The following is a 20,315-nucleotide window of genomic DNA, read 5'->3' as shown; positions in this document are numbered from 1 at the left end:
TCGGTGGTCAGTGATGGGTGGTCGGCGGTGATTGGTCCGGGTAGGGGAGTAGGGGGTGATTGAGTGATGCGGGGTGCGGGGTGCAAGGTGCGGGTTGCGGGTTGCGGGTTGCGGGTTGCAAGGAGTGGCCAGTGGTCGGTGGTGGGTGGTGGGTGGTGGGTGGTGGGTGGTGGGTGGTGGGTGGTCAGAGGAGAGGAGTGGTGAGTGGTTGAGTGGTTGAGTGGTGAGTTGCGAGTTGCGGGTTGCGGGGTGCAAGGAGTGGCCAGTGGTCGGTGGTGGTGGGTAATTGGTGGTTGCGGGTTGCGGGTTGCAAGGAGTGGCCAGTGGTCGGTGGTGGGTGGTGGGTAATTGGTGGTTGCGGGTTGCGGGATCGATGGTGGTGAATGAAGGAGTGGAGGAGCTGGGAGGTGATGAGACGATAAAGGATGCAGGGTGCAGTAAGAAGTGATGAGGTGACGAAGTGCTGAAGTGTGGAGCTAATTAGGTGTTTAGTCGTTTATTTGTTTATCTGTTTATTCGTAAAGTCGTTAAGTTGCTCAGGATTTTAGTTATGGCGCGGCAATATCTGTGTAAATCGATGAAATCTGTGTGCCGAAAGAAGTTATGAGATGGCGCAGTAAGGGAGTTACGTAGTGTGGCGTTGTTCAGTTGTTTATCTGTGGACAATGCAAAAAAAACCTTCAAGGTTTGTGTCCGTGAAGGTTTGTTTTTTTAAAGACTTTTCTTATCAAACAGAATCAGCCACTGAATATTCAATCGGCTTAAAGGTACCGCCATTGCTGTCCTCGGCCGAGCAGGCGGTGAGGCAGACCAGCAAATCCATCAGGGCTTCAAACTGTACATAATCTCCCGCCTTCGAGGTCGGGGGCAAAACCGATATTTTTCCGGCGGCATCAAACTGAACATTCATGAAAATATTAAAGGCATTCGGAATGTCATCCTGGGCAATGCCCTTGGGCTGCAGGTTGCGTGCCAGGTTTTCCAGGCAGCTGGGATGGTAACCTTCATAATTGTACATAATTTCAAAAGTTTCCTTACTGCAGGGCGCCAGCAGGAAATCATTGCGTCCATTGGTGTCTGCGATGATTTTGGCCATTTTCTGGGAGCGGTTGCTCCAAAGGTAATTTCCGGTGGTCAGCAAAATGCTTTCCTCAAAATCCAGCGTTTTTCCCGAGGATATTTTTTCTTTAAGGTCCTGACTGTTGAACAGGACCATATCCGAGACCTGTCCGCCTTCCGGATCAGTCACGGTCAGGATCTGGCCTTTTTTCAGGTAAAAGGCTTTGGCGGATTGTTTTTCAATTCTTTCGTTCATGTATTTTTATTTATGATGAAAAGGGCATTTCCAGGCGGCTTCCACGTGGCGGCCGCTGTATTGGCGCGTCTCCGATTCCTCGCCGAAATCCTGTAGGACGGGGTTAATGCTTCCCTGCAGCGCCTCGTCATTCTTTCGAATGGTATCGCGCACCGTTTCATAAGTCCCCATACCGCGCAGCTTCTCAAATTGTCCGTGGAGGTTAAAGACCAAAGTCGGATACGGAGCCCGACGCGCAAGGCGTGAACTTTTCGGATGCATGCCCACCACATAGAAAGCAGTACCTTTCAAACTAAAGCTGAAATCTGCAGACTCCGGATCGCTGCTCACTGCCGGATCCCAGGGCTGGTCATCGAGTTCATGCAGCTGCTGCAGGGTTTGCCATAAATTCTTTTCAAAATCAATTTCACTGTCAAAACTTTCGGCCGGAAAGGAAGCGAGAAAAGACTGGAACTTATGGCTGTTGCGGTCATAGGATTGCAGATAGGCTTCCAGATCTGCGAGCAGTTTTTTCAGCGCAGCCGGGTCATGCATACCGCCGTACGCATGCAGACTGTGGTGGTTCATTTTAATGACAGACTTCGCCATAATACACGGATGTTCGCGCTCCAGGATAAATTTCCGGTACTGTTCTTCGAGTTGTTGTTGTGTGGGAATCGATATGGTATTCATAGATATTTTATAAGGGTTAGCGGGTAGGATGCAAGGATGGTACCAGAATGGGGAGTGGAGGAGTTAGGAGTTAGGAGTAGAGGATGTGCAGGCTGCAAGGTGCAAGCTCAGGAGTCTGAAGACAGAGATAAGTAGTCGGGGGTGATTGAGTAATTGAGTGGTGCAGGGTGCGGGATGCCTGAACAGGCTGATCCGTGTGCATCTGTGGAATCTACGTGCGTTACTATTATGTCCTTTTGCTTCATCTTTTTGTTTTTTTTAAAGGAATCAGCGAACCCGCTAAGGCGGGTTTGCCTTGATGCAATTGCGGAGCATATCACGAATGCGAATAAACAATGAAAAGGAATGAGTAAACGGACCAAAAAGTGACTCTCCGATTTTAATATTTTATAGGAATATCTTCGATTTCAAGGACTGGAAACTCGGCTGAAATTGAAAATTATTTTCTAAAATTTACCGAATTGACTCTCTTCGTTCGTCGAACCACTTCGTTGGGTTTGACTCCCGTTGGTCGTCGAACCACTTCGTTGGGTTTGACTCCCGTTGGTCGTCGAACCACTTCGTTGGGTTTGACTCCCGCTGGTCGCCGAACCACTTCGTTGGGTTTCGGGCGGAAATAAAAATTTGTCTTCGATGGTAAGTTTCTGCCGCCACTCGAATAGATGAATTTTTAAACGGATGCTTATTTAAAATTTTTAATCGCCTCCGTTTCCTGAGTCCGAGGCTTATTGGTGGTTTGAGGGATTGAGTGGTGCCAGGTGCGGGATGCCTGAACAGGCTGATCCGTGTGCATCTGTAGAATCTGTGCGCTTCTATTGTGTCCTTTTGCTTCATCTTTTTGTTTTTTTTAAAGGAATCAGCGAACCCACTAAGGCGGGTTTGCCTTGATGCAAACGGACCAAAAAATCAAGGACTGGAAACTCGGCTGAAATTTTAAAACGTATCCTAAAATTCATGAACTCGGGCGGAAATAAAAATTTCCCTTCGATGCTAAGTTTTTGCCACCACTCAAACAGGTAAATTTCTTTACGAAAATAATTCCCAATTTTTAACCGCCTCCGTTTCCTGAGTCCGGGGCTTATTGGTGGTTTGAGGGATTGAGTGGTGCCAGGTGCGGGATGCCTGAACAGGCTGATCCGTGTGCATCTGTAGAATCTGTGCGCTTCTATTGTGTCCTTTTGCTTCATCATTTTATTTATTTTTAAAGGAATCAGCGAACACGCTAAGGCGGGTTTGCCTTGATGCAATTGCGGAGCATATCACGAATACAAATAAACAATTAAAAGGAATGAGTAAACGGACCAAAAAATCAAGGACTGGAAACTCGGCTGAAATTTTAAAACGTATCCTAAAATTCATGAACTGACTCCCGCTGGTCGTCGAACCACTTCGTGGGGTTTCGGGCGGAAATAAAAATTTCCTTTCGATGGTAAGTTTCTGCCGCCACTCGAACAGATGAATTTTTAAACGGATACTTATTTAAAATTTTTAATCGCCTCCGTTTCCTGAGTCCGAGGCTTATTGGTGGTTTGAGGGATTGAGTGGTGCCAGGTGCGGGATGCCTGACAGGCTGATCCGTGTGCATCTGTAGAATCTGTGCGCTTCTATTGTGTCCTTTTGCTTCATCATTTTATTTATTTTTAAAGGAATCAGCGAACCCGCTAAGGCGGGTTTGCCTTGATGCAATTGCGAAGCATATCACGAATACAAATAAACAATGAAAAGTAATGAGTAAACGGACCAAAAAAATGACTCTCCGATTATAATATTTTTATAGGAATATCTTCGATTTCAAGGACTGGAAACTCGGCTGAAATTGAAAATTATTTTCTAAAATTTACCGAATTGACTCTCTTCGTTCGTCGAACCACTTCGTTAGGTTTGACTCCCGCTGGTCGTCGAACCACTTCGTTGGGTTTGACTCCCGCTGGTCGCCGAACCACTTCGTTGGGTTTGACTCCCGCTGGTCGCCGAACCACTTCGTTGGGTTTGACTCCCGCTGGTCGTCGAACCACTTCGTTAGGTTTGACTCCCGCTGGTCGTCGAACCACTTCGTTAGGTTTGACTCCCGCTGGTCGCCGAACCACTTCGTTAGGTTTGACTCCCGCTGGTCGCCGAACCACTTCGTTGGGTTTCGGGTGGAAATAAAAGTTTGTCTTCGATGCTAAGTTTTTGCCACCACTCAAACAGGTAAATTTCTTAACGAAAATAATTTCCAATTTTTAATCGCCTCCGTTTCCTATGTCCAGGTGCGGATATTCCATATAGAACTTGTATTTATATAAGCTATCTACCTATTAAATCGCTAATTATTGATGTATGACGCAGAAACAGGATGATATGTGAAATCTGTACGCGATATCTAATGCAGCATGATCCGTGTGCATCTGTAGAATCTGTGTGCTTCTATTACGTCCTTTTGCCTTGATGCAAACGGACCAAAAAATCAAGGACTGGAAACTCGGCTGAAATTTTAAAACGTATCCTAAAATTCATGAACTCGGGCGGAAATAAAAATTTCCCTTCGATGGTAAGTTTCTGCCGCCACTCGAACAGATGAATTTTTAAACGGATACTTATTTAAAATTTTTAATCGCCTCCGTTTCCTGAGTCCGGGGCTTATTGGTGGTTTGAGGGATTGAGCGGCGCCAGGTGCGGGATGCCTGACAGGCTGATACGTGTGCATCTGTAGAATCTGTGCGCTAGGTTACGAGGCGCAAGGTGTGGGATGCAGATAATCTGTGTATATCTGTGGCATCTGTGCGATACGTTGCGAGGTGCAGGGTGCGAGGTGCGAGGTGCAAGATACAAGATGCGGGTAATCTGTGTACATCTGTGAAATCTGTGTGCGATATGTAATGCAGCCTGATCCGCGTATATTCGTGGAATCCGTGTCACAGCTACCTAAACCCCTCCAGCACCTCCTCCGCCTGCACCTTTCCGAAGTATTGGGTCAGGTCCAATGTAGCAAATAAATCACGCAACGCCGCAACCTCATGTTTCTGCCCGATCAGTTTTGCTTCCAGATCTTCAATCGGTTCCGAGGCAAAGAAGTCACCGAAGATCCGCGCTTTGTCGATGAGACCGTGTACCACATCCAGATGCACTTCGATGAAGCCGGCCGGAATTTTAATGGCTTTCTTAAAATTATACTGCGGCGAAAAACCGAAGTTCCAGTCCCAGGTTTCGTATTTCTCCTTTTGCAAAGCTTTAATGCCCGCCAGATCGTCTGCCGTAAATTCGTACCGCTCAGCGGTCGGGTTGGTGCGCAGTATTTCTTCCGTCAGCAAACGTTTCAGCGTTTCGGTGGTCGTTCCTTCGGGAAGGTAGGGCTTCAGGTTGGTGACGCGTGCCCGGTTGGATTTAATGGCTTTATCGGTGTATTTTAAGGGATTGACTTTCAGTGCCTCGCCGAGAATCTGCATTTCGGAATCCAGCAGGATGGTCCCGTGCTGAATCATTTTGCCGTGGCGCGCCAGCTTGGCATTGCCGCTGAATTTTTTACCTTCCACAAGCAAATCGTTCCGCCCTTCCAGCACGGCGGGAACGCCCAGGCGGTTGAGCAAGGTCAGCACCGGTTTCGTGAAGACAGAGAAGTCCATAAAGTCGTGCTGCCCCAGCAGGGTGTGGAAAGAAAAGTTCAGGTTGCCGAGGTCGTGATACACCGTGCCGCCGCCCGACATGCGCCGGACGACTTTAATACCGTTGGCTTCCACATACTCCAGGTTGATTTCTGCCAGCGTATTCTGAAACTTCCCGACAATAATAGAAGGTGCATTCACATAGAGCAGAAAAATATCCTCGGTTGGGAATTGTTTGAGCAAATATTCTTCTGAAGCAATATTAAAATACGCGTTGTGGGAGGGTGAATCGATCAGCAGCATCAGCAGTTTAATTTTGAACAAAGATAAGGAAGATCTGGCTGTCGCTGCAAAGTTCAGCGGGCGACTTTTGATGTAGCAGACCATTTTAATCGTTAATGCCGGCACTTAGGTCAGAAACAGGTTGGAATTAATATGTATCAGTAAATCAGATGAATATGATTTGAAGATTTGCGAAATTCATGAATTTTGCAAGACCTTTTGTGGTGGCTGTCCGTGATAACCTGTAGTTTTAGGGCAACTCAAATTTATTATATATTTATGAAAAAAGTCTTATCAACGATTTTAACAGCCGCTTTGTTTTTTACGGCCACCGCGCAAAACACCATTCCACTCTCGTCGGCATTGAATGCGAAAAAGACGGTTACTCTTAAAAATGCGAAACGCAGTCTGGAATTTAACCGCGCAAAAGTATATGGCGCACCGGAGTCCAAAAACGGGTATGTGCCGGCGGCGGGTAAAAGTGCCGTAGCACCCTCAGGTAGTTTATATGCACAGCTTTGGGGGGAAACCGGGACCGCAGAAGTGGGAGGCAAAATCCGCTACCAACTCAATTATCAGTACGGCGCAGGTGCCAAAGTGGACATGAAACTGCTCGATGCCCACGCGCAGGTCACCAAAGCCTTTAGTTTTGCATTGCCTGAATCAGCCAATGGTTTTTCTCTTTTAAATGAATATTATACCGGTACAGACGGTGTACGGAATTTCCTTTTTTATGTACACCATTTCACCGGGAACGGCGGACCGGAAGATCAGGTACACAGCATTTTTGTGGTCAATGAGAACGGAGAAATCATCAGAATGCTCGATGGTTCCAGTGCAAAAGTGGTTGTCGGCGGTGAAGCTGCGAAACTAATGGTGTTCAGCGATACCGACGCTGAAATGATTGTAACGAATTATGATACGGTAACTTTCGAGACTGAAGAAACGATGACGGTACCGACCGAGTTACTTAACTATATGGCAGGAAATCCGGTTAATTTCCTGACGGTTAAGGGGCAGCCGTCGCTGGTTTTGGCGCATTACGAAAAAGTCTTCATGGATAATGATACCTTTGAAGTATATCCCGGTAACCATCTGGTGGTGGGCATTTATGATATGCAGCTGAATCTGCAGAAAAAAGTACTGCTTGATATTACAAGTGCCTATCCCGAAGAGCCTTATACATTACCAATGGCGGAATTTGGGATGTTCTACAATTACGGCAAATATGAAGTAACCGACCACACCTTTAATACCGATGACGCGCTGGAATTTATGTACAGTATTTCCTATTTCGACCTGATGGGTGATAAAACCTGGAATCACTATTTTGTAGGAAATGAAGCCGGGGAGCGCATTCTTTCATTGGAGGATGATATTGTCGGCAGTGCCCCGTTGCAGGAACTTCCCGGCCAGCAGGACCAGGTTGCGCTGTATATTGGCGAAGGAGATTTCGTGAGTGCCCTCCGTATGTTCAATATTCCGGAATGGAAAACGGCGTATACCTTCAACGCAGTACATCAGGATCAGCTGCTCACTTTGAACCTTAACCGTATTCCGGCTGCGCAGGGGTATGATTATCTGATAGCGCTGCCGGATATTGAAGAAAACAACGGCGACATGTTTGGCCATATCAACCGCTATTCAGCGCAGGGAGCTTACCTGGACCAGACGGCGTTACGACTGGGGGCGGATGCCATCAGTTTCACGCCGCAGCTGTTTACGGAAGCTATTGATCCGCATTTGTATCAGGCGGACGCCGCGCGGGAGTTTTCTTATGCCACCCGACATGCCAGCAAAGGTGCGACCTTTAATAAGTTCCGGATTGCACGCAATGCAGACGATATTCTGTTTGAAATTCAGGGGGACGGCGACAAAGGAAATCTGGTGGGCAGTAATCACCTGAGCGATGAGGCGGGCCAGGTGAACCAGCTGGCGCTGCTGTACACCACCGGAAATTATTTTTATACAGTAGACTTTTATGATTTGCCTTTTGCGGTTCTGGGAACCGGCGAAGCAGGGCCTCAGCAGGAACTGAAAGCGTATCACGATGCTAAGGCGCGAGAACTGCGCTGGTTTACGAAGTCTCAAAATGCGGTATTATACAATATAAACGGAATCCAGGTAAAGAAAACGGACAGGAGTTCTTTCCTGTCTACAGCAGGCCTGCTGCCGGCTGTTTATATTCTGGTGCTTACCGAGGCGGACGGAAAACAGGTGTCGAAGAAAGTATTAATCCGATAAGCTAAGCGAATGAGGAAGCCGATTCGTACGCATGTAAACAGCTTGCCTGAGGGGCAAGCTGTTTCTTTTAATTTTCAATCATTTGTATGGATTTGGGTCCGATAGGTGGAGGTGATCGATATTACCTGTACAAAATTGTACAAAAGCAAATTAAACAGTTGTTTTAGAAAAAAAAGTGGTAATTTTGCGCATGCCCGGAAGTGAGTCAAGATCAGGTCAGAAGAGGTTTATTATTAACTGCTTTTAGTACCTGCTGTAACCTCTTTCCCTCACTTACTTCATGATTGTAAATTATTAAACAAAGCATAAAGCCTGCATGTCATCCTCTCTAACTAAAGAAAAAGTCTGGTTATCCTCGCCTCATATGAGCGGACGAGAAATGAAATATATTGAACAAGCTTTTGCGGAAAACTGGATTGCGCCCTTAGGGCCTAATGTTAACGGCCTGGAGCGTGATCTGGAGCAGTTTCTGAATGACGAGGTGTATGTGGCGGCGCTAAGCTCCGGCACCGCTGCCATTCACCTGGCGCTGGTTTTACTGGGCGTAAAGCCAGGCGATTATGTGATCTGTCAGAGCCTGACGTTTTCTGCTTCCGCTAACCCGATTGCGTATATCGGTGCACATCCCATTTTTGTGGACAGCGAGAAAGATACCTGGAATTTATGTCCACAAGCGGTGGAAGAGGCGATCGAGCTGGGAATATCCAAAGGGAAAAAGCCCAAAGCTATTATCGCGGTTGATTTATACGGAATGCCGTACCAGGTTGAAGCGATTGCTGATTTGTCTGCCAGGTATGGCATTCCGGTTATTGAAGACAGTGCTGAAGCACTTGGCAGTACATACAAGACCCAAAAGTGCGGTACCTTCGGAGACCTGGGGGTTCTAAGTTTTAACGGTAACAAGATTATCACGACCTCGGGCGGAGGTGCTTTAACACTGAAGCATGAAGAGTATAAGAAGAAAGCAGTATTTCTTTCGACGCAGGCCAAAGACGATGCACCTCATTACGAGCATACCAAGATCGGTTACAATTATCGTATGAGTAACGTGTGCGCCGGTATCGGCCGGGGGCAGATGGAAGTACTCAATGAGCGGGTTGCACAACGGCGGGCAAACCATGCATTTTATGAGGAGCTTTTTAAGGGTTATTCCTTTGTACGCCTCCATACGGAGCCCAGCGATGATTTTTTCTCCAACCACTGGTTAAGTGCGATTACAGTGGGACCTGACAGTCCGGTAACGCACAAAGAAATGATGCAGAAGTTTAAAAGACAAAACATTGAAACACGGCCCTTGTGGAAACCTATGCATTTACAACCTGTTTTTAAAAAGGAACTGTATGTCGGCGGAAATGTTGCAGAACATTTATTTAATACAGGTTTATGTCTCCCATCGGGATCTAACCTTACCGATGACGACCGCACCCGAATCAGTGAAACCCTCAGCAAAGTACTGGAGCGGTAAGGAATGGCCGGCGGGGCGACCAATTGCCCAATTGCGCATTTATTTTTCACAAGCCTTAAAAAGCACCTTTTCTATTGAGTCAGATGAAAATACACCGTACACTGCATCGCAGGATTTACAGCGGAGATAACCTGGTGAATTTAACCGATATTCGTTACCTACCGCGATGGGTCATATTGGTGATCGACCTTTTATTTCTGGCCCTTTCTATTTCGCTTTCCCGATATCTAATTGAAAAATTGGCACTGGGAGCGCATCGTGTGTTTGAACACAATGCGCAGATGCACTTCGTAATCATGCTGACGGGACTGGTATATATGTATATCTTCCGAACGTATGCAGGTATCATCAGGCATTCTACTTTTATTGATCTGTTTAAACTTTTCCTGGCAACATTTTCTACTACTGTCACTGTAGGTGCTTTTAATTTTCTGTATTTAGTTTTCACTGATACGCGGCTGATTTACATGTCCGTTCCCTTTTTAGCGCTGTTTTTTGCAAGTTCTTTCATGTTATTATTTATGTTCCGGCTCGCGGTGAAGGAATTTTTTCATCTTGTGCGGGAATTTCGTCGTAGCAGTCAAAAAAAGCGCATATTAGTACTGGGTATTGCAGAACCCTCCGTTGCGGTGGCGCGAGCGGTGATGGACAATGCGAACCTGCCCTATTATATTGTCGGTTTCTTAACGCAGCGAGCGGATTCTAAACGTGCAAGTCTGTTGGGAAAAAAGATTTACACGCGTGAGAAGATTGAAGCGCATTCAAAAGAGCAGCTGCATATTGATGGTGTTCTTATCATAAAGGACCAGATGACCCGGGAGGAAATCAATTATTGGGTTACGCTTTTCCTGGAAAAGGATTTGCAGGTGTTTAAAGCACCCTCTGTGCAAAAGCTCCGCAGCAATGATCAGGACGGAAGGCTGAAAAAGCTGCAGATTGAAGACCTGCTGAACCGAAAGCCAATTGTGGTTGATAATCACGAGGTCCGCAATAATTTGCATCAAAAAAACATCCTGATCACAGGTGGTGCCGGTTCGATCGGCAGTGAAATCGTGCGTCAGGTGGCGCAGTTTGACCCGGCTTTAATCGTGGTTTTGGATCAGGCGGAAACACCTCTGTATGAAATTGAAATGGAAGTGCGCGCTCTGTTTCCGCATTTGAATTTCAAGTTTGTGCTAGGTGATATTTCCAATCGCCACCGGATCGAGCCTTTGTTCCGCAAATATGAGTTTTCAGTTGTGTATCATGCGGCCGCGTACAAACATGTACCGTTGATTGAGGAGAATCCGCATGAAGCGATTTTAGTGAATATCCTGGGCAGCCGAAATCTGGCACTGTTAGCTTCTCAGTTCCGGGTTGATCGTTTTGTGATGGTTTCCACCGATAAGGCCGTGAAACCCACGAATGTAATGGGTGCCTCCAAGCGTGCGGCTGAGCTGTATGTTCAGGCGCTGCAGAATGATGCGCACAACCGCACCAAATTTATCACCACCCGTTTTGGAAATGTGTTAGGTTCCAATGGCTCGGTGATTCCGCACTTCCGCAAACAGATTGAAAGGGGCGGCCCGGTCACCATTACCCACCCGGATATCGTCCGGTATTTCATGACCATTCCGGAAGCCTGCGATCTGGTGCTGCAGGCAGGCTCGATGGGGAAAGGCGGTGAAATTTTTGTCTTCGATATGGGCCAGCCGGTTAAGATTCTGGACCTGGCGACGCGTATGATTAAACTCTCAGGCCTGGATCCTGATATTGATATTAAGATTGTGTACACCGGCCTGAGGCCCGGCGAAAAACTGTATGAAGAGCTGCTCAGTGATGATGCAACGACGCTGCCCACGCATCACGAAAAAATCCTGATTTCCAAAGATCCCGATATGGCCTTTGAAAGCATTGATGTATTCTGCACGCGCATCATCAAGGCTGCGCTTCGCCGCGAGAAAACGGAGGTCGTACAAATCCTTAAAGAAATCGTACCCGAGTTTAAAAGCAACAATTCCATCTACGAAGTCTTGGACAAGTGACGGAGAATTGTATATTTGCAAACCTTCCTTTTATTTTCCTGTAATGAACAGAATTTTTCCGGTTTATATTGTTATTTTTCTTTTTTTATTAAATTCCTGCACAACGCGTACTAAAACGAGTGAACTCAATTATATGCAGGATATCGAACAGCTGGCCATTGAAAATGCATCAAATTACCAGACTCCTGTTTTGCAGACTGGCGATCAGCTTGTTATTTTGGTAACTGCTAAAAACATGGAGGTAGTAAAACCTTTTAACCAAAATTATTCCTCAGCCAGTTCAGAGTTTTCCAAGGGCAGCGGAAATGCACCTACGCAGAATCAAACGCTGACAAGCGGACCTACTTACACCGTTGATCAGCACGGTGAGATTGATTTTCCGGTGATCAGAAAAGTGCAGGTTGCCGGCAAAACAGTTACCCAACTACAGGATGATTTACGTGCAGAACTGAAAAGATATGTTATTGAGCCTTCGGTTAACATCCGTTTAACCAATTATAAAATTACGGTGCTCGGCGAAGTGAAAATGCCCGGGCAATACATTGTGCCTGACGCGCAGGCTACGATCCTGAATGTACTGGGCCTGGCGGGGGATCTTACCATCTATGGCAAAAGGAACGATGTGCTGCTGATCCGGAATGAAAATGGCCAGATGATGAAACACAGAATTGATCTGTTGCAATCTGACTTTATTAATTCCCCTTATTTCTTTTTAAAACAGGGTGATGTTCTATATGTTTCAGCGAATGAAACCAAGGAAAGAACAGCTAAGCTCAATCCTAATACAGGAACCTACATTGCCATTGCCGGAACACTGATTGGTTTGGCGGGGATCTTTATTACTATCTTTAAAAAATAATTAGCAGTTAATGAGTGATTTAACCAACTCAGACTCATCCGTAGCTGAGGAAATTGATCTGAATGAACTTTTAAAACCATACTTCCGCCGATGGTGGTGGTTTGTTCTTTCTGTAATTGCAGTTCTTGCCCTCGCGGTATTGTATCTGAAATCAACCACCCCGAAGTACCGGATTACGTCTACCGCGCTTATTAAAGACACAAAAAAAGCACCCTCCGCAGATATGGGGATGCTTTCGCAGTTGGGCGGTTTTGGCAGTATGGGGAGCAACAGTATTGAGAATGAGCTGGAAGTCCTGAAATCTAAAAAACTGATGCATGACGTGGTGACCAGCCTCGGACTGCAAACAAAGCTCACCCATAAGGACGGAATGCGTACGCGTGAACTCTATGGAGAAGCGGCACCGCTGCTTGTTCAGCTCATCAGCGAAAAAGAATATAAAGCAGATAATATCCAGCCCATCCAGGTAAACATCAAAGGAGACAAGATCGAACTGATATCCGAAGATTTTCCGAAGCCTGTTGTAACCACCTATAATAAAACCGTCAGCCTACCGTACGCGAACATCATGCTGCGGAAAAATACTGAGTATGTTGGAAAAGGAGTGTTTGATGAACTTACGCTGCATTACAGCCCGACTTTTAAAACGGTGAACTCTTTTCAAAAGCAAACTACTGTTGACTTAACAGATAAAGATGCGACGGTGGTGGAGTTTACCCTTGATTACGAAAATATTGAGAAGGGCCGTGATATCTTAAACACGCTGGTGGCGGCATACAATGAAGATGCGATCAGCGACAAAAATACGGAGTCTAAGAAAACGAAAGAGTTTATTGATGAACGCATCAATATCATTGGTGAAGAATTGGGCCAAGTGGAGAGCAGAAAAGAACAGTTTAAAATTGCTAACAAAATAACTGATATTGGAACAGAGGCAGAGCTCGCATTAACAAGTTCTGCCAAAGCCCGTGCTGAAGCCATTGAGTCTGAAACTCAATTACAACTTACGAACGATTTAATTGCTTACACCAAGCGTCTGGGCAGTAATGAAACCCTCCCTTCCAGTGTGGGCCTGAGCAATCCCACGTCCACGGCAAGCATCACTGCTTATAACCAGCTAGTGTTGGAACGAAATGCCTTATTGCAAAGCGCGACACCGGAAAACCCGGTGGTCGCAGACCTTAACAAACAGATTTCGGCGCTGCGGGCGTCTGTGCTGGATAACCTGACGAAGAACCGGTTGGCGCTGGAAGCTGCGCGCGCGCAAATGGTTTCTGAGCAAAATGTCTTTAACAGTAAAATTGCCAAAGTACCGGCGCAGGAAAAGCTGTTCCGCAGTATTGAAAGACAACAGCAGATTAAAGAAAATCTGTATCTGCTGCTCTTACAGAAGCGGGAAGAGGCAGCGATTTCCCTGGCCATTACCTCTCCAAAAGCACGGGTCATTGATATGGCGTATCCTTCTGAAAAACCGGTGTCGCCGAAGAAATTAATATTTGCGGCAGCAGCGCTGATCATTGGTCTGCTGATTCCTTTTGCATTTATTTACCTGCGCGAGCTTCTTAATAATAAAATTCGCTCCAAGCACGATCTGGAAAAGCTTTCTCCTGTTTCTATTCTGGGTGAACTGCCCAGTCTGCAACCGGGCCAGCCGGAACTCATCCAGACCAACGATTTGTCGCCTATGGCAGAAGCGTTCCGGATTGCTATAACGAATCTGAATTTCATGTTGCCTAAAAAGGAGAGAGGCAAGGTTGTTTTTGTGACTTCCACGATTAAAGGTGAAGGGAAAACATTTGTGTCGGTGAATATGGCTTTAACGCTGGCCACATCCCGGCAGAAGGTGCTCATAATTGGCTCCGATATACGGAACCCGCAACTGCAGCGCTACCAGCCTTCTACGAAATCGCTGGCGGGTTTATCAGAATATTTGTATGACCCGGATATGCAGGCTGCAGCTATTATTCACCAGTCTCCGTTTAATCCCAACTGCGACGTCATTTATTCAGGCGTGATCCCGCCGAATCCAACAGAACTATTGTCTAACGGACGCTATGAACAACTGATTGAGGAAATGAAACCGTTGTATGATTATATCATCCTTGATACCGCGCCGCTGATGCTGGTGACGGACACCTTCCTTTTAGCAGATATGGCGGAAGCCACGGTGTATGTAACGCGCTCGGGCCATACGGAGAAGCAACTGATTGATTTTGCGAATAAGCAAATCAAGACAGATCGTATTCATAATGTCGGTTTCGTCTTAAACGATGTAAAACGCGAGTATTTCGGGTATGGAAATAAGTATGGGTATGGATATCACGCGGAAGAGAAAGGATGGTGGGGAAGGTTAAAGGAGCGATTTTAATTTAATGATTAGAAAGTGTGTTTTTGCTAAAATCAGTAGCTGGGATCGTAGGACATTTATTACAAGAAAAAATATATTCTACTCTTTTTTTGTAAAATCGTTTGGGGTTTTTACGTCACTTTTATTAGTGCCTATAACACTTAAATTTTTGAATCCCACTGAGTACGGTATATGGATTACTCTTAATTCAATTTTACTTTGGATCAATTCATTTGACATCGGGCTAGGAAATGGTTTAAGAAATAAACTTGCTGAATCATTTGCAGAAAAAGATTTTGTAAAAGCTAAACACTATATTTCTACTGCTTACGTTGTTATTTTTATAATAATGAGCGTTCTTTTTTGCTTATTTCAAATTGTTAATTATTTTATTGACTGGAACATAATTCTAAACGTATCTCCAAAATTAGTTCCTAACCTACGGACAATTATTTCGTTATCATTTGCTTTGTTCTGTTTGACATTTGTGTTGAAGCTGATTGGTAGTATATTATTAGCAATGCAAAAAGCTGCACTTGAGAATTTGCTAATTATGTTAGGTCAGGTTTTATCTCTAATTATTATCTTTATATTAAGTTTAAATTCATCGGGCACACTACTTCAAGTAGCTTTAATTTACTCAATTTGTCCAGCGATTATTTACGCGCTGTCATATATTTATGTTTTTAAGGGCGAGTACAATGAATTGTTTCCGCGTGTAAAATTTTTTAAAATGGACTACGCAAAAACAATTATGAGCTTAGGAGTACAATTTTTTGTTCTTCAAATTGCAGCTTTAATTATCTTTTCAACTTCTAATCTAATTATTTCATACATGTTTGGACCAGAGATGGTTACAAAGTATAATATTGCATTTAGATACTTCAATGTAATTCCGCTATTGTTTACAATCATACTAACTCCTATGTGGTCGGCAACTACTGATGCTTTTAAACAAGGCGATTTTACCTGGATTACTAAGAGTATGAAAAAAATCAACATTTTGTTGTTGTTTACTTTATTACTTTTGATCATAATGACCCTCGTTAGTGATCGAATATATACGTTATGGGTTGGGAATGAAATTGGAATTCCTTTGAAACTTTCTGTTTCAATAGCAATATATGTGTTTTTATTGGTCGCTAGTTTAAGTTACTCTTCCTTTCTTAATGGATTAGGTAAACTTCGTGTACAGATGATTAATATTGTAATTTGTTCAATATTTTTTCTACCGCTTACTTTCTATTTTGGTAATAAACTGGGAATATATGGAATAATTGTTTCTCTATCACTTGTAAATTTGTCGGGTTTAATACTAAATGTTATTCAGTATAATATTGTTGTCAGAGGTAATGCGAAAGGGATTTGGAACAAATAACTCACTTAAATTAACTTATTGAAGCATTATGAAAGATAGAAAAATGTTTAAAATTAGTGTAGCGCTCTGTACTTATAACGGAAGTGAGTATCTCGATAGACAATTAAATTCTATATTAAAACAGACCTTTCAACCCGACGAAATTATTATTGTTGATGACTGTTCTACAGATGACACGAGAGATATAATTGCGAAATATGAAAGAAAATATTCAATTGTAAAATCGGTTTTCAATGATTACAATATAGGCTCTAATTTATCTTTTAGAAAAGCGATTTCTTATACATCTAATAACTTCATCGCATTATGTGATCAAGATGATATATGGTATGATAATAAATTAGAAGTGCAGATCACTTCTGTAATGAAACTGGATGATCCCTTCTCAAAGCCCCTTGTCGCCTATCACGATCTTCAACTGATTGACACAGTGAACCAGGTTATACACAATTCATTTTGGCAATTACATCAATTTAATGCAGCAAAATTCTCATATCAGGATCTTTTTTTATATAATATTGTCACAGGTTGCACTTGTCTAATCAACCGGAGAATGAAAACTGAATTGCTCAAATCTAATATGACTAATATTATAATGCACGATTACTTAATTGCATTGATAGCATATAGTTTTGGGACTGTAATATATCATGATCAACCACTCATGTATTATAGAAGCCATTCATCAAGCGTTACTTATAAAGAGAAAATAAATTTTAGAGAGAGAGTGCAAAGTTTTGCTGCACGATTAAAGGAGAAAACCTATCTGCTACCTAATATCTTGCAGATAAAAGAATTCATTATAATCTATAAAAATTATATTCCTGAAAAAAAAAGTGATATTTCAGTGCAATTTATAACATTAGAAAAGAAATCTGTAATCAGAAGAATCATTTATAAATGGCTAAGACTGCATATTTAAAATAGCAGTAAATCGAATAAGTATTAACGGGACCTACTTTTAAGCAAAATTAATGAAGAATTTAGAAGGAAAAAAAATTCTGTTTATCTGTCCACTTTTTCATAATTATGAAAAAATGATTAAAGATAAACTTGAAAAGAAAGGAGCAGAAGTTGTTTTTTTTGCTGAAAGACCCTATTCACTCGCTTTTAGTATGGTAAATAATTTTTTTAAAAAAAAGATGCCATTCTATCAGAAGTTGCATTATGCTAAGATCACCAGAGAAACAAAAGAGCATTCATTTGATTACCTGTTTGTTATTAGGGGATATATGCTGCCAGTAGATTTTCTGAAATCTTTTAAAAAACGTAATCCTGTAGCCAAGACAATCATGTATCAGTGGGATTCTCAGCGAACGAACTATTTTAGACACCTCATCCCTTATTTTGATAGAGTAACAACATTTGATTTTGAGGACAGCGCGCAGTTAGGATTAGATTATATTCCATTATTTTACACCGATGACGTAGAGCCTTACCGCATGACAACATCTTCATTTGAACAGGACTTTTTTTTTATGGGGTTTTTCTTTGAAGAACGTTATCAGGCAGTTCTTAAGTTTAGTAAGTTTTGTGCAGATAACGGTTTTTCACTCAAACCATTTTTATTTATGCCTTTTAGTACGCGGGTGAAATATTTTTTTTTAAACAAAAAAATAGATATCAGAATTGTATCTTCAAAACATATGGATCGGGAAACCTATCTGGATATACTTTCCAAAAGTCGTATTATGGTAGATGTAAGTAATCCAAGACAAACAGGTTTAGCAATGAGAGTGATAGAATCTTTAGCCTGCAATACAAAAGTAATTACCAATAATATTCACTTCAAAAAAGATCGAAAGGTTTTAGAATCTGGCATGGTTGAATTTTTTAATTTAGATAATATTAATATTAGCAGAGCGTTTATTTCAAAAAACACTACTACAGAAAAAAATATTGTTTTGTCAATAGACCAATGGATATCACTAATATTTGAAAGCAGTAATGAAGCATAAAATACTTTTATCTCCTTTTTTCGTTTACGCATTCTCATTTACTTCAATACTCCTTTTATATCAAATAGGATGGTCTGATTTTTACCCTGAACTCCACGGTTTTTTAATGTACTTTATCATTTGCACTGTTATAATCTCTTTAATATATGCATTAGTACAAAGTAAGAACCTACATATTCCTACGGAAAAAATTACTTTCAAAAGGGGATTTATTAAAAAGTCCATTGTCTTTTTGTTGATAGGGTATTCACTCGATTTTATTTATGAATCCACAGTCCCGCTTTTAAGAACTTTCTCAGACGCGAGTTATTCCTATGATGATTTTAAAGGAGTACCGACTTTGCATGCTGTATTAGCAACATTCAATATGTTTTTTTCTATTGCAATGTTTTTGCACTATACGTCCTATAAGACCAAGAAAAACTTTTTTATTTTCATTGCTAGTATGCTACCCTATGTATTGATTTTAAATCGGGGCGCATTTATGATTGTATTCTGTGCTGTAATTTTTATATATTTATCAAAAATAAAATCCATTAATTTCAAAAGTGTTTTAAAGGCAATTTCTATTTTAGCGGTAATTTTATATTTGTTTGGGGTTATAGGCAATGTGCGACAAAAGCAGACTAAAACTGATAACACATACTTATTGCGTGTTGGGGGTGCTACAGATAGATTTTTGGAAAGTGGTGTGCCTGCAGAATTTTACTGGAGTTACATCTACATGATTTCTCCAATGGGTAACTTGCAAAATCTGATAGATAAAAAAAAGGATGATTTTGATACAGAAAATTTTGGATTTTTTGTAGCAACTGAGCTTTTCCCAGACTTTATAAGCAAGCGAATCAGCTCCGCCCTGGAATATGATAAAATTGTCGAAAAAGATCTTAGTTCGAGATACCTTGTTACCATTAGTTTGAATGCTCCAACCACTTATTTTAGGCCTTATTTTGAATTGGGTTCTGGTGGAATGATTATAGTTTTTGCTGTAATAATGGTAAGTGCTTTCATTTATCCAAAATTAATAGAAAATAGTAGTCCGTATTATATGATCTCTTTAGCTTCGCTTAATTCTATTATTTTATTAAGTATGTTTAATAACATGTGGTATAATGCAGGAACTATCCTTTTATGGCCTTTAATCTTCAATTACTTTTATACACACAAAATAAAGAGATAGATATTATGGATATTAGTATTGTTGTGCCTTTTTACAATGTTGAAGAGTATTTCAAAACTTTTTTGGAGAGTTTACTGCCACTTGACGATAATATAGAAGTTATTTTAGTTGACGATGGATCAGTTGATAATTCAACCGCAATAGCTGAGGAATATGTAGCAGTTTATCCTAATGTAAGGCTTTTAAGAAAGCCTAATGGCGGATTAAGTTCAGCTCGCAACCATGGTGCGAAACACGCGATTGGAACACACATTATTTTTTTTGATAGTGATGATTATATTGAAAATAAGGATGTAATCAGAGAAATGTATAATATAGCAATTACGAATGATTCCGATATCGTAGTAGCGCCATATTATGAATTTGAAATTATAGAAAAAAAGAAACTAAGAAACGACAGACATGCTTTTCCCTCGCAGATGGTTAAGCTTGAGGAAAAAATGAATTCTATTTTTGCAAATACCGCTTCATTGGCTGTATGGAATAAAATGTATAAAATTTCATTTCTGGAAAGGTATCAAATTACTTTTTTGGAAGGAAAATGGTTTGAGGATTTAGATTATATATTTAAATGTTTCTATTTTGCGTCAAAAATTAATAAAACAGAAAATGTCTTATTGGGTTATAGGCAAAGAGCAAATTCGATTATGCAAACAATTTCATTTAAGATTTTAGATAAATTGGATATCTTAGATAATTTGTTTCAATTCTTAAAAAGTCAAAACGCGTTAGATAAATTTTATGATAGATTTAAAGTTCTATATATTCGAATGGTTTTTTCAATTATTTATAGTGCAATAACAAAAACACGGGACAAGCCGTTATCAGAGCAAGTTGTTGAATATACTTTTAATCATCATTTTTTCAAGGAAGCATTTAGCTCAAAAATAAAAAGCCGTCAAATGATGACTTTTTCAGAAAAAAGCTTATTTTTTTTAATAAAAAATAATATAGTTAATAAACGTAATATATCTTATCTAAGGTATTTTTCATTTTTAAGAAAATAAATA

General features: G+C 41.9%; 14 protein-coding genes. 10 read left to right on the top strand and 4 right to left on the bottom strand.

Annotation, left to right across the window (positions count from 1 at the left end):
- Window positions 1-727 precede the first annotated feature (727 nt).
- From MVI27_RS02720 to lplA, 4 genes are all read right to left on the bottom strand, one after another.
- Entirely contained in the window at window positions 728-1,315 is a 588-nt protein-coding gene (locus MVI27_RS02720) for a DUF1989 domain-containing protein (protein ID WP_246959150.1), read from the bottom strand.
- A 6-nt stretch (window positions 1,316-1,321) separates the two neighbouring features.
- On the bottom strand, window positions 1,322-1,987 hold the full coding sequence (gene gntA, locus MVI27_RS02715; protein WP_246959149.1) for a guanitoxin biosynthesis heme-dependent pre-guanitoxin N-hydroxylase GntA: 666 nt from the start codon (window positions 1,985-1,987) through the stop codon (window positions 1,322-1,324).
- An 830-nt stretch (window positions 1,988-2,817) separates the two neighbouring features.
- Window positions 2,818-3,177: a hypothetical protein gene (locus MVI27_RS02710; protein ID WP_246959148.1), complete on the bottom strand. Its 360-nt coding sequence runs from the start codon at window positions 3,175-3,177 to the stop codon at window positions 2,818-2,820.
- 1,710 nt (window positions 3,178-4,887) lie between these two features.
- Window positions 4,888-5,955 (bottom strand): lipoate--protein ligase, encoded by a 1,068-nt coding sequence (gene lplA, locus MVI27_RS02705; RefSeq protein WP_246959147.1) that lies wholly within the window; start codon window positions 5,953-5,955, stop codon window positions 4,888-4,890.
- Between the two features lie 174 nt (window positions 5,956-6,129).
- On the opposite strand from lplA, the gene MVI27_RS02700 reads away from it, so the two are divergent.
- From MVI27_RS02700 to MVI27_RS02655, 10 genes are all read left to right on the top strand, one after another.
- Window positions 6,130-8,094 (top strand): hypothetical protein, encoded by a 1,965-nt coding sequence (locus MVI27_RS02700; RefSeq protein ID WP_246959146.1) that lies wholly within the window; start codon window positions 6,130-6,132, stop codon window positions 8,092-8,094.
- Window positions 8,095-8,458: 364 nt separating this feature from the next.
- A complete protein-coding gene (locus MVI27_RS02695; protein ID WP_281432063.1) occupies window positions 8,459-9,559 on the top strand; it encodes a DegT/DnrJ/EryC1/StrS family aminotransferase in 1,101 nt (366 codons plus the stop codon).
- A gap of 83 nt (window positions 9,560-9,642) precedes the next feature.
- The gene (locus tag MVI27_RS02690) at window positions 9,643-11,583 is read left to right on the top strand and encodes a polysaccharide biosynthesis protein (RefSeq protein WP_246959144.1); all 1,941 of its coding nucleotides are present in this window, start codon (window positions 9,643-9,645) and stop codon (window positions 11,581-11,583) included.
- A 43-nt stretch (window positions 11,584-11,626) separates the two neighbouring features.
- Window positions 11,627-12,442, top strand: coding sequence for a polysaccharide biosynthesis/export family protein (locus MVI27_RS02685; protein ID WP_246959143.1), 816 nt, complete (start codon window positions 11,627-11,629; stop codon window positions 12,440-12,442).
- 10 nt (window positions 12,443-12,452) lie between these two features.
- On the top strand, window positions 12,453-14,810 hold the full coding sequence (locus MVI27_RS02680; protein WP_246959142.1) for a GumC family protein: 2,358 nt from the start codon (window positions 12,453-12,455) through the stop codon (window positions 14,808-14,810).
- A 4-nt stretch (window positions 14,811-14,814) separates the two neighbouring features.
- Window positions 14,815-16,167: a lipopolysaccharide biosynthesis protein gene (locus tag MVI27_RS02675; RefSeq protein ID WP_246959141.1), complete on the top strand. Its 1,353-nt coding sequence runs from the start codon at window positions 14,815-14,817 to the stop codon at window positions 16,165-16,167.
- A 28-nt stretch (window positions 16,168-16,195) separates the two neighbouring features.
- Window positions 16,196-17,089: a glycosyltransferase family 2 protein gene (locus MVI27_RS02670; protein WP_246959140.1), complete on the top strand. Its 894-nt coding sequence runs from the start codon at window positions 16,196-16,198 to the stop codon at window positions 17,087-17,089.
- A gap of 52 nt (window positions 17,090-17,141) precedes the next feature.
- Entirely contained in the window at window positions 17,142-18,125 is a 984-nt protein-coding gene (locus MVI27_RS02665) for a WaaS/CpsH family glycosyltransferase (protein ID WP_246959139.1), read from the top strand.
- Window positions 18,115-19,305 carry an O-antigen polymerase gene (locus MVI27_RS02660; protein ID WP_246959138.1) on the top strand — a complete coding sequence of 397 codons (1,191 nt, stop codon included), beginning with the start codon at window positions 18,115-18,117 and terminating at the stop codon, window positions 19,303-19,305. The genes MVI27_RS02665 and MVI27_RS02660 overlap by 11 nt, the downstream gene beginning before the upstream one ends.
- A 5-nt stretch (window positions 19,306-19,310) precedes the next feature.
- Complete coding sequence (locus MVI27_RS02655) at window positions 19,311-20,312, top strand: glycosyltransferase family 2 protein (RefSeq protein ID WP_246959137.1); 1,002 nt, start codon at window positions 19,311-19,313, stop codon at window positions 20,310-20,312.
- Window positions 20,313-20,315: the final 3 nt, after the last annotated feature.

The organism is Chryseobacterium salipaludis, assembly GCF_022968825.1.
Classification (GTDB): domain Bacteria; phylum Bacteroidota; class Bacteroidia; order Flavobacteriales; family Weeksellaceae; genus Kaistella; species Kaistella salipaludis.
The sequence above is the reverse complement of the archived record's forward strand: the minus strand, read 5'-3'. Positions and strand labels throughout refer to the sequence as shown.

Bases quoted from the DNA above. Each gene is read 5' to 3' on its own strand.
- MVI27_RS02720 (WP_246959150.1), bottom strand. From the start codon at position 1,315: ATGAACGAAAGAATTGAAAAACAATCCGCCAAAGCCTTTTACCTGAAA.
- gntA (WP_246959149.1), bottom strand. From the start codon at position 1,987: ATGAATACCATATCGATTCCCACACAACAACAACTCGAAGAACAGTAC.
- MVI27_RS02710 (WP_246959148.1), bottom strand. From the start codon at position 3,177: ATGATGAAGCAAAAGGACACAATAGAAGCGCACAGATTCTACAGATGC.
- lplA (WP_246959147.1), bottom strand. From the start codon at position 5,955: ATGGTCTGCTACATCAAAAGTCGCCCGCTGAACTTTGCAGCGACAGCC.
- MVI27_RS02700 (WP_246959146.1), top strand. From the start codon at position 6,130: ATGAAAAAAGTCTTATCAACGATTTTAACAGCCGCTTTGTTTTTTACG.
- MVI27_RS02695 (WP_281432063.1), top strand. From the start codon at position 8,459: ATGAGCGGACGAGAAATGAAATATATTGAACAAGCTTTTGCGGAAAAC.
- MVI27_RS02690 (WP_246959144.1), top strand. From the start codon at position 9,643: ATGAAAATACACCGTACACTGCATCGCAGGATTTACAGCGGAGATAAC.
- MVI27_RS02685 (WP_246959143.1), top strand. From the start codon at position 11,627: ATGAACAGAATTTTTCCGGTTTATATTGTTATTTTTCTTTTTTTATTA.
- MVI27_RS02680 (WP_246959142.1), top strand. From the start codon at position 12,453: ATGAGTGATTTAACCAACTCAGACTCATCCGTAGCTGAGGAAATTGAT.
- MVI27_RS02675 (WP_246959141.1), top strand. From the start codon at position 14,815: ATGATTAGAAAGTGTGTTTTTGCTAAAATCAGTAGCTGGGATCGTAGG.
- MVI27_RS02670 (WP_246959140.1), top strand. From the start codon at position 16,196: ATGAAAGATAGAAAAATGTTTAAAATTAGTGTAGCGCTCTGTACTTAT.
- MVI27_RS02665 (WP_246959139.1), top strand. From the start codon at position 17,142: ATGAAGAATTTAGAAGGAAAAAAAATTCTGTTTATCTGTCCACTTTTT.
- MVI27_RS02660 (WP_246959138.1), top strand. From the start codon at position 18,115: ATGAAGCATAAAATACTTTTATCTCCTTTTTTCGTTTACGCATTCTCA.
- MVI27_RS02655 (WP_246959137.1), top strand. From the start codon at position 19,311: ATGGATATTAGTATTGTTGTGCCTTTTTACAATGTTGAAGAGTATTTC.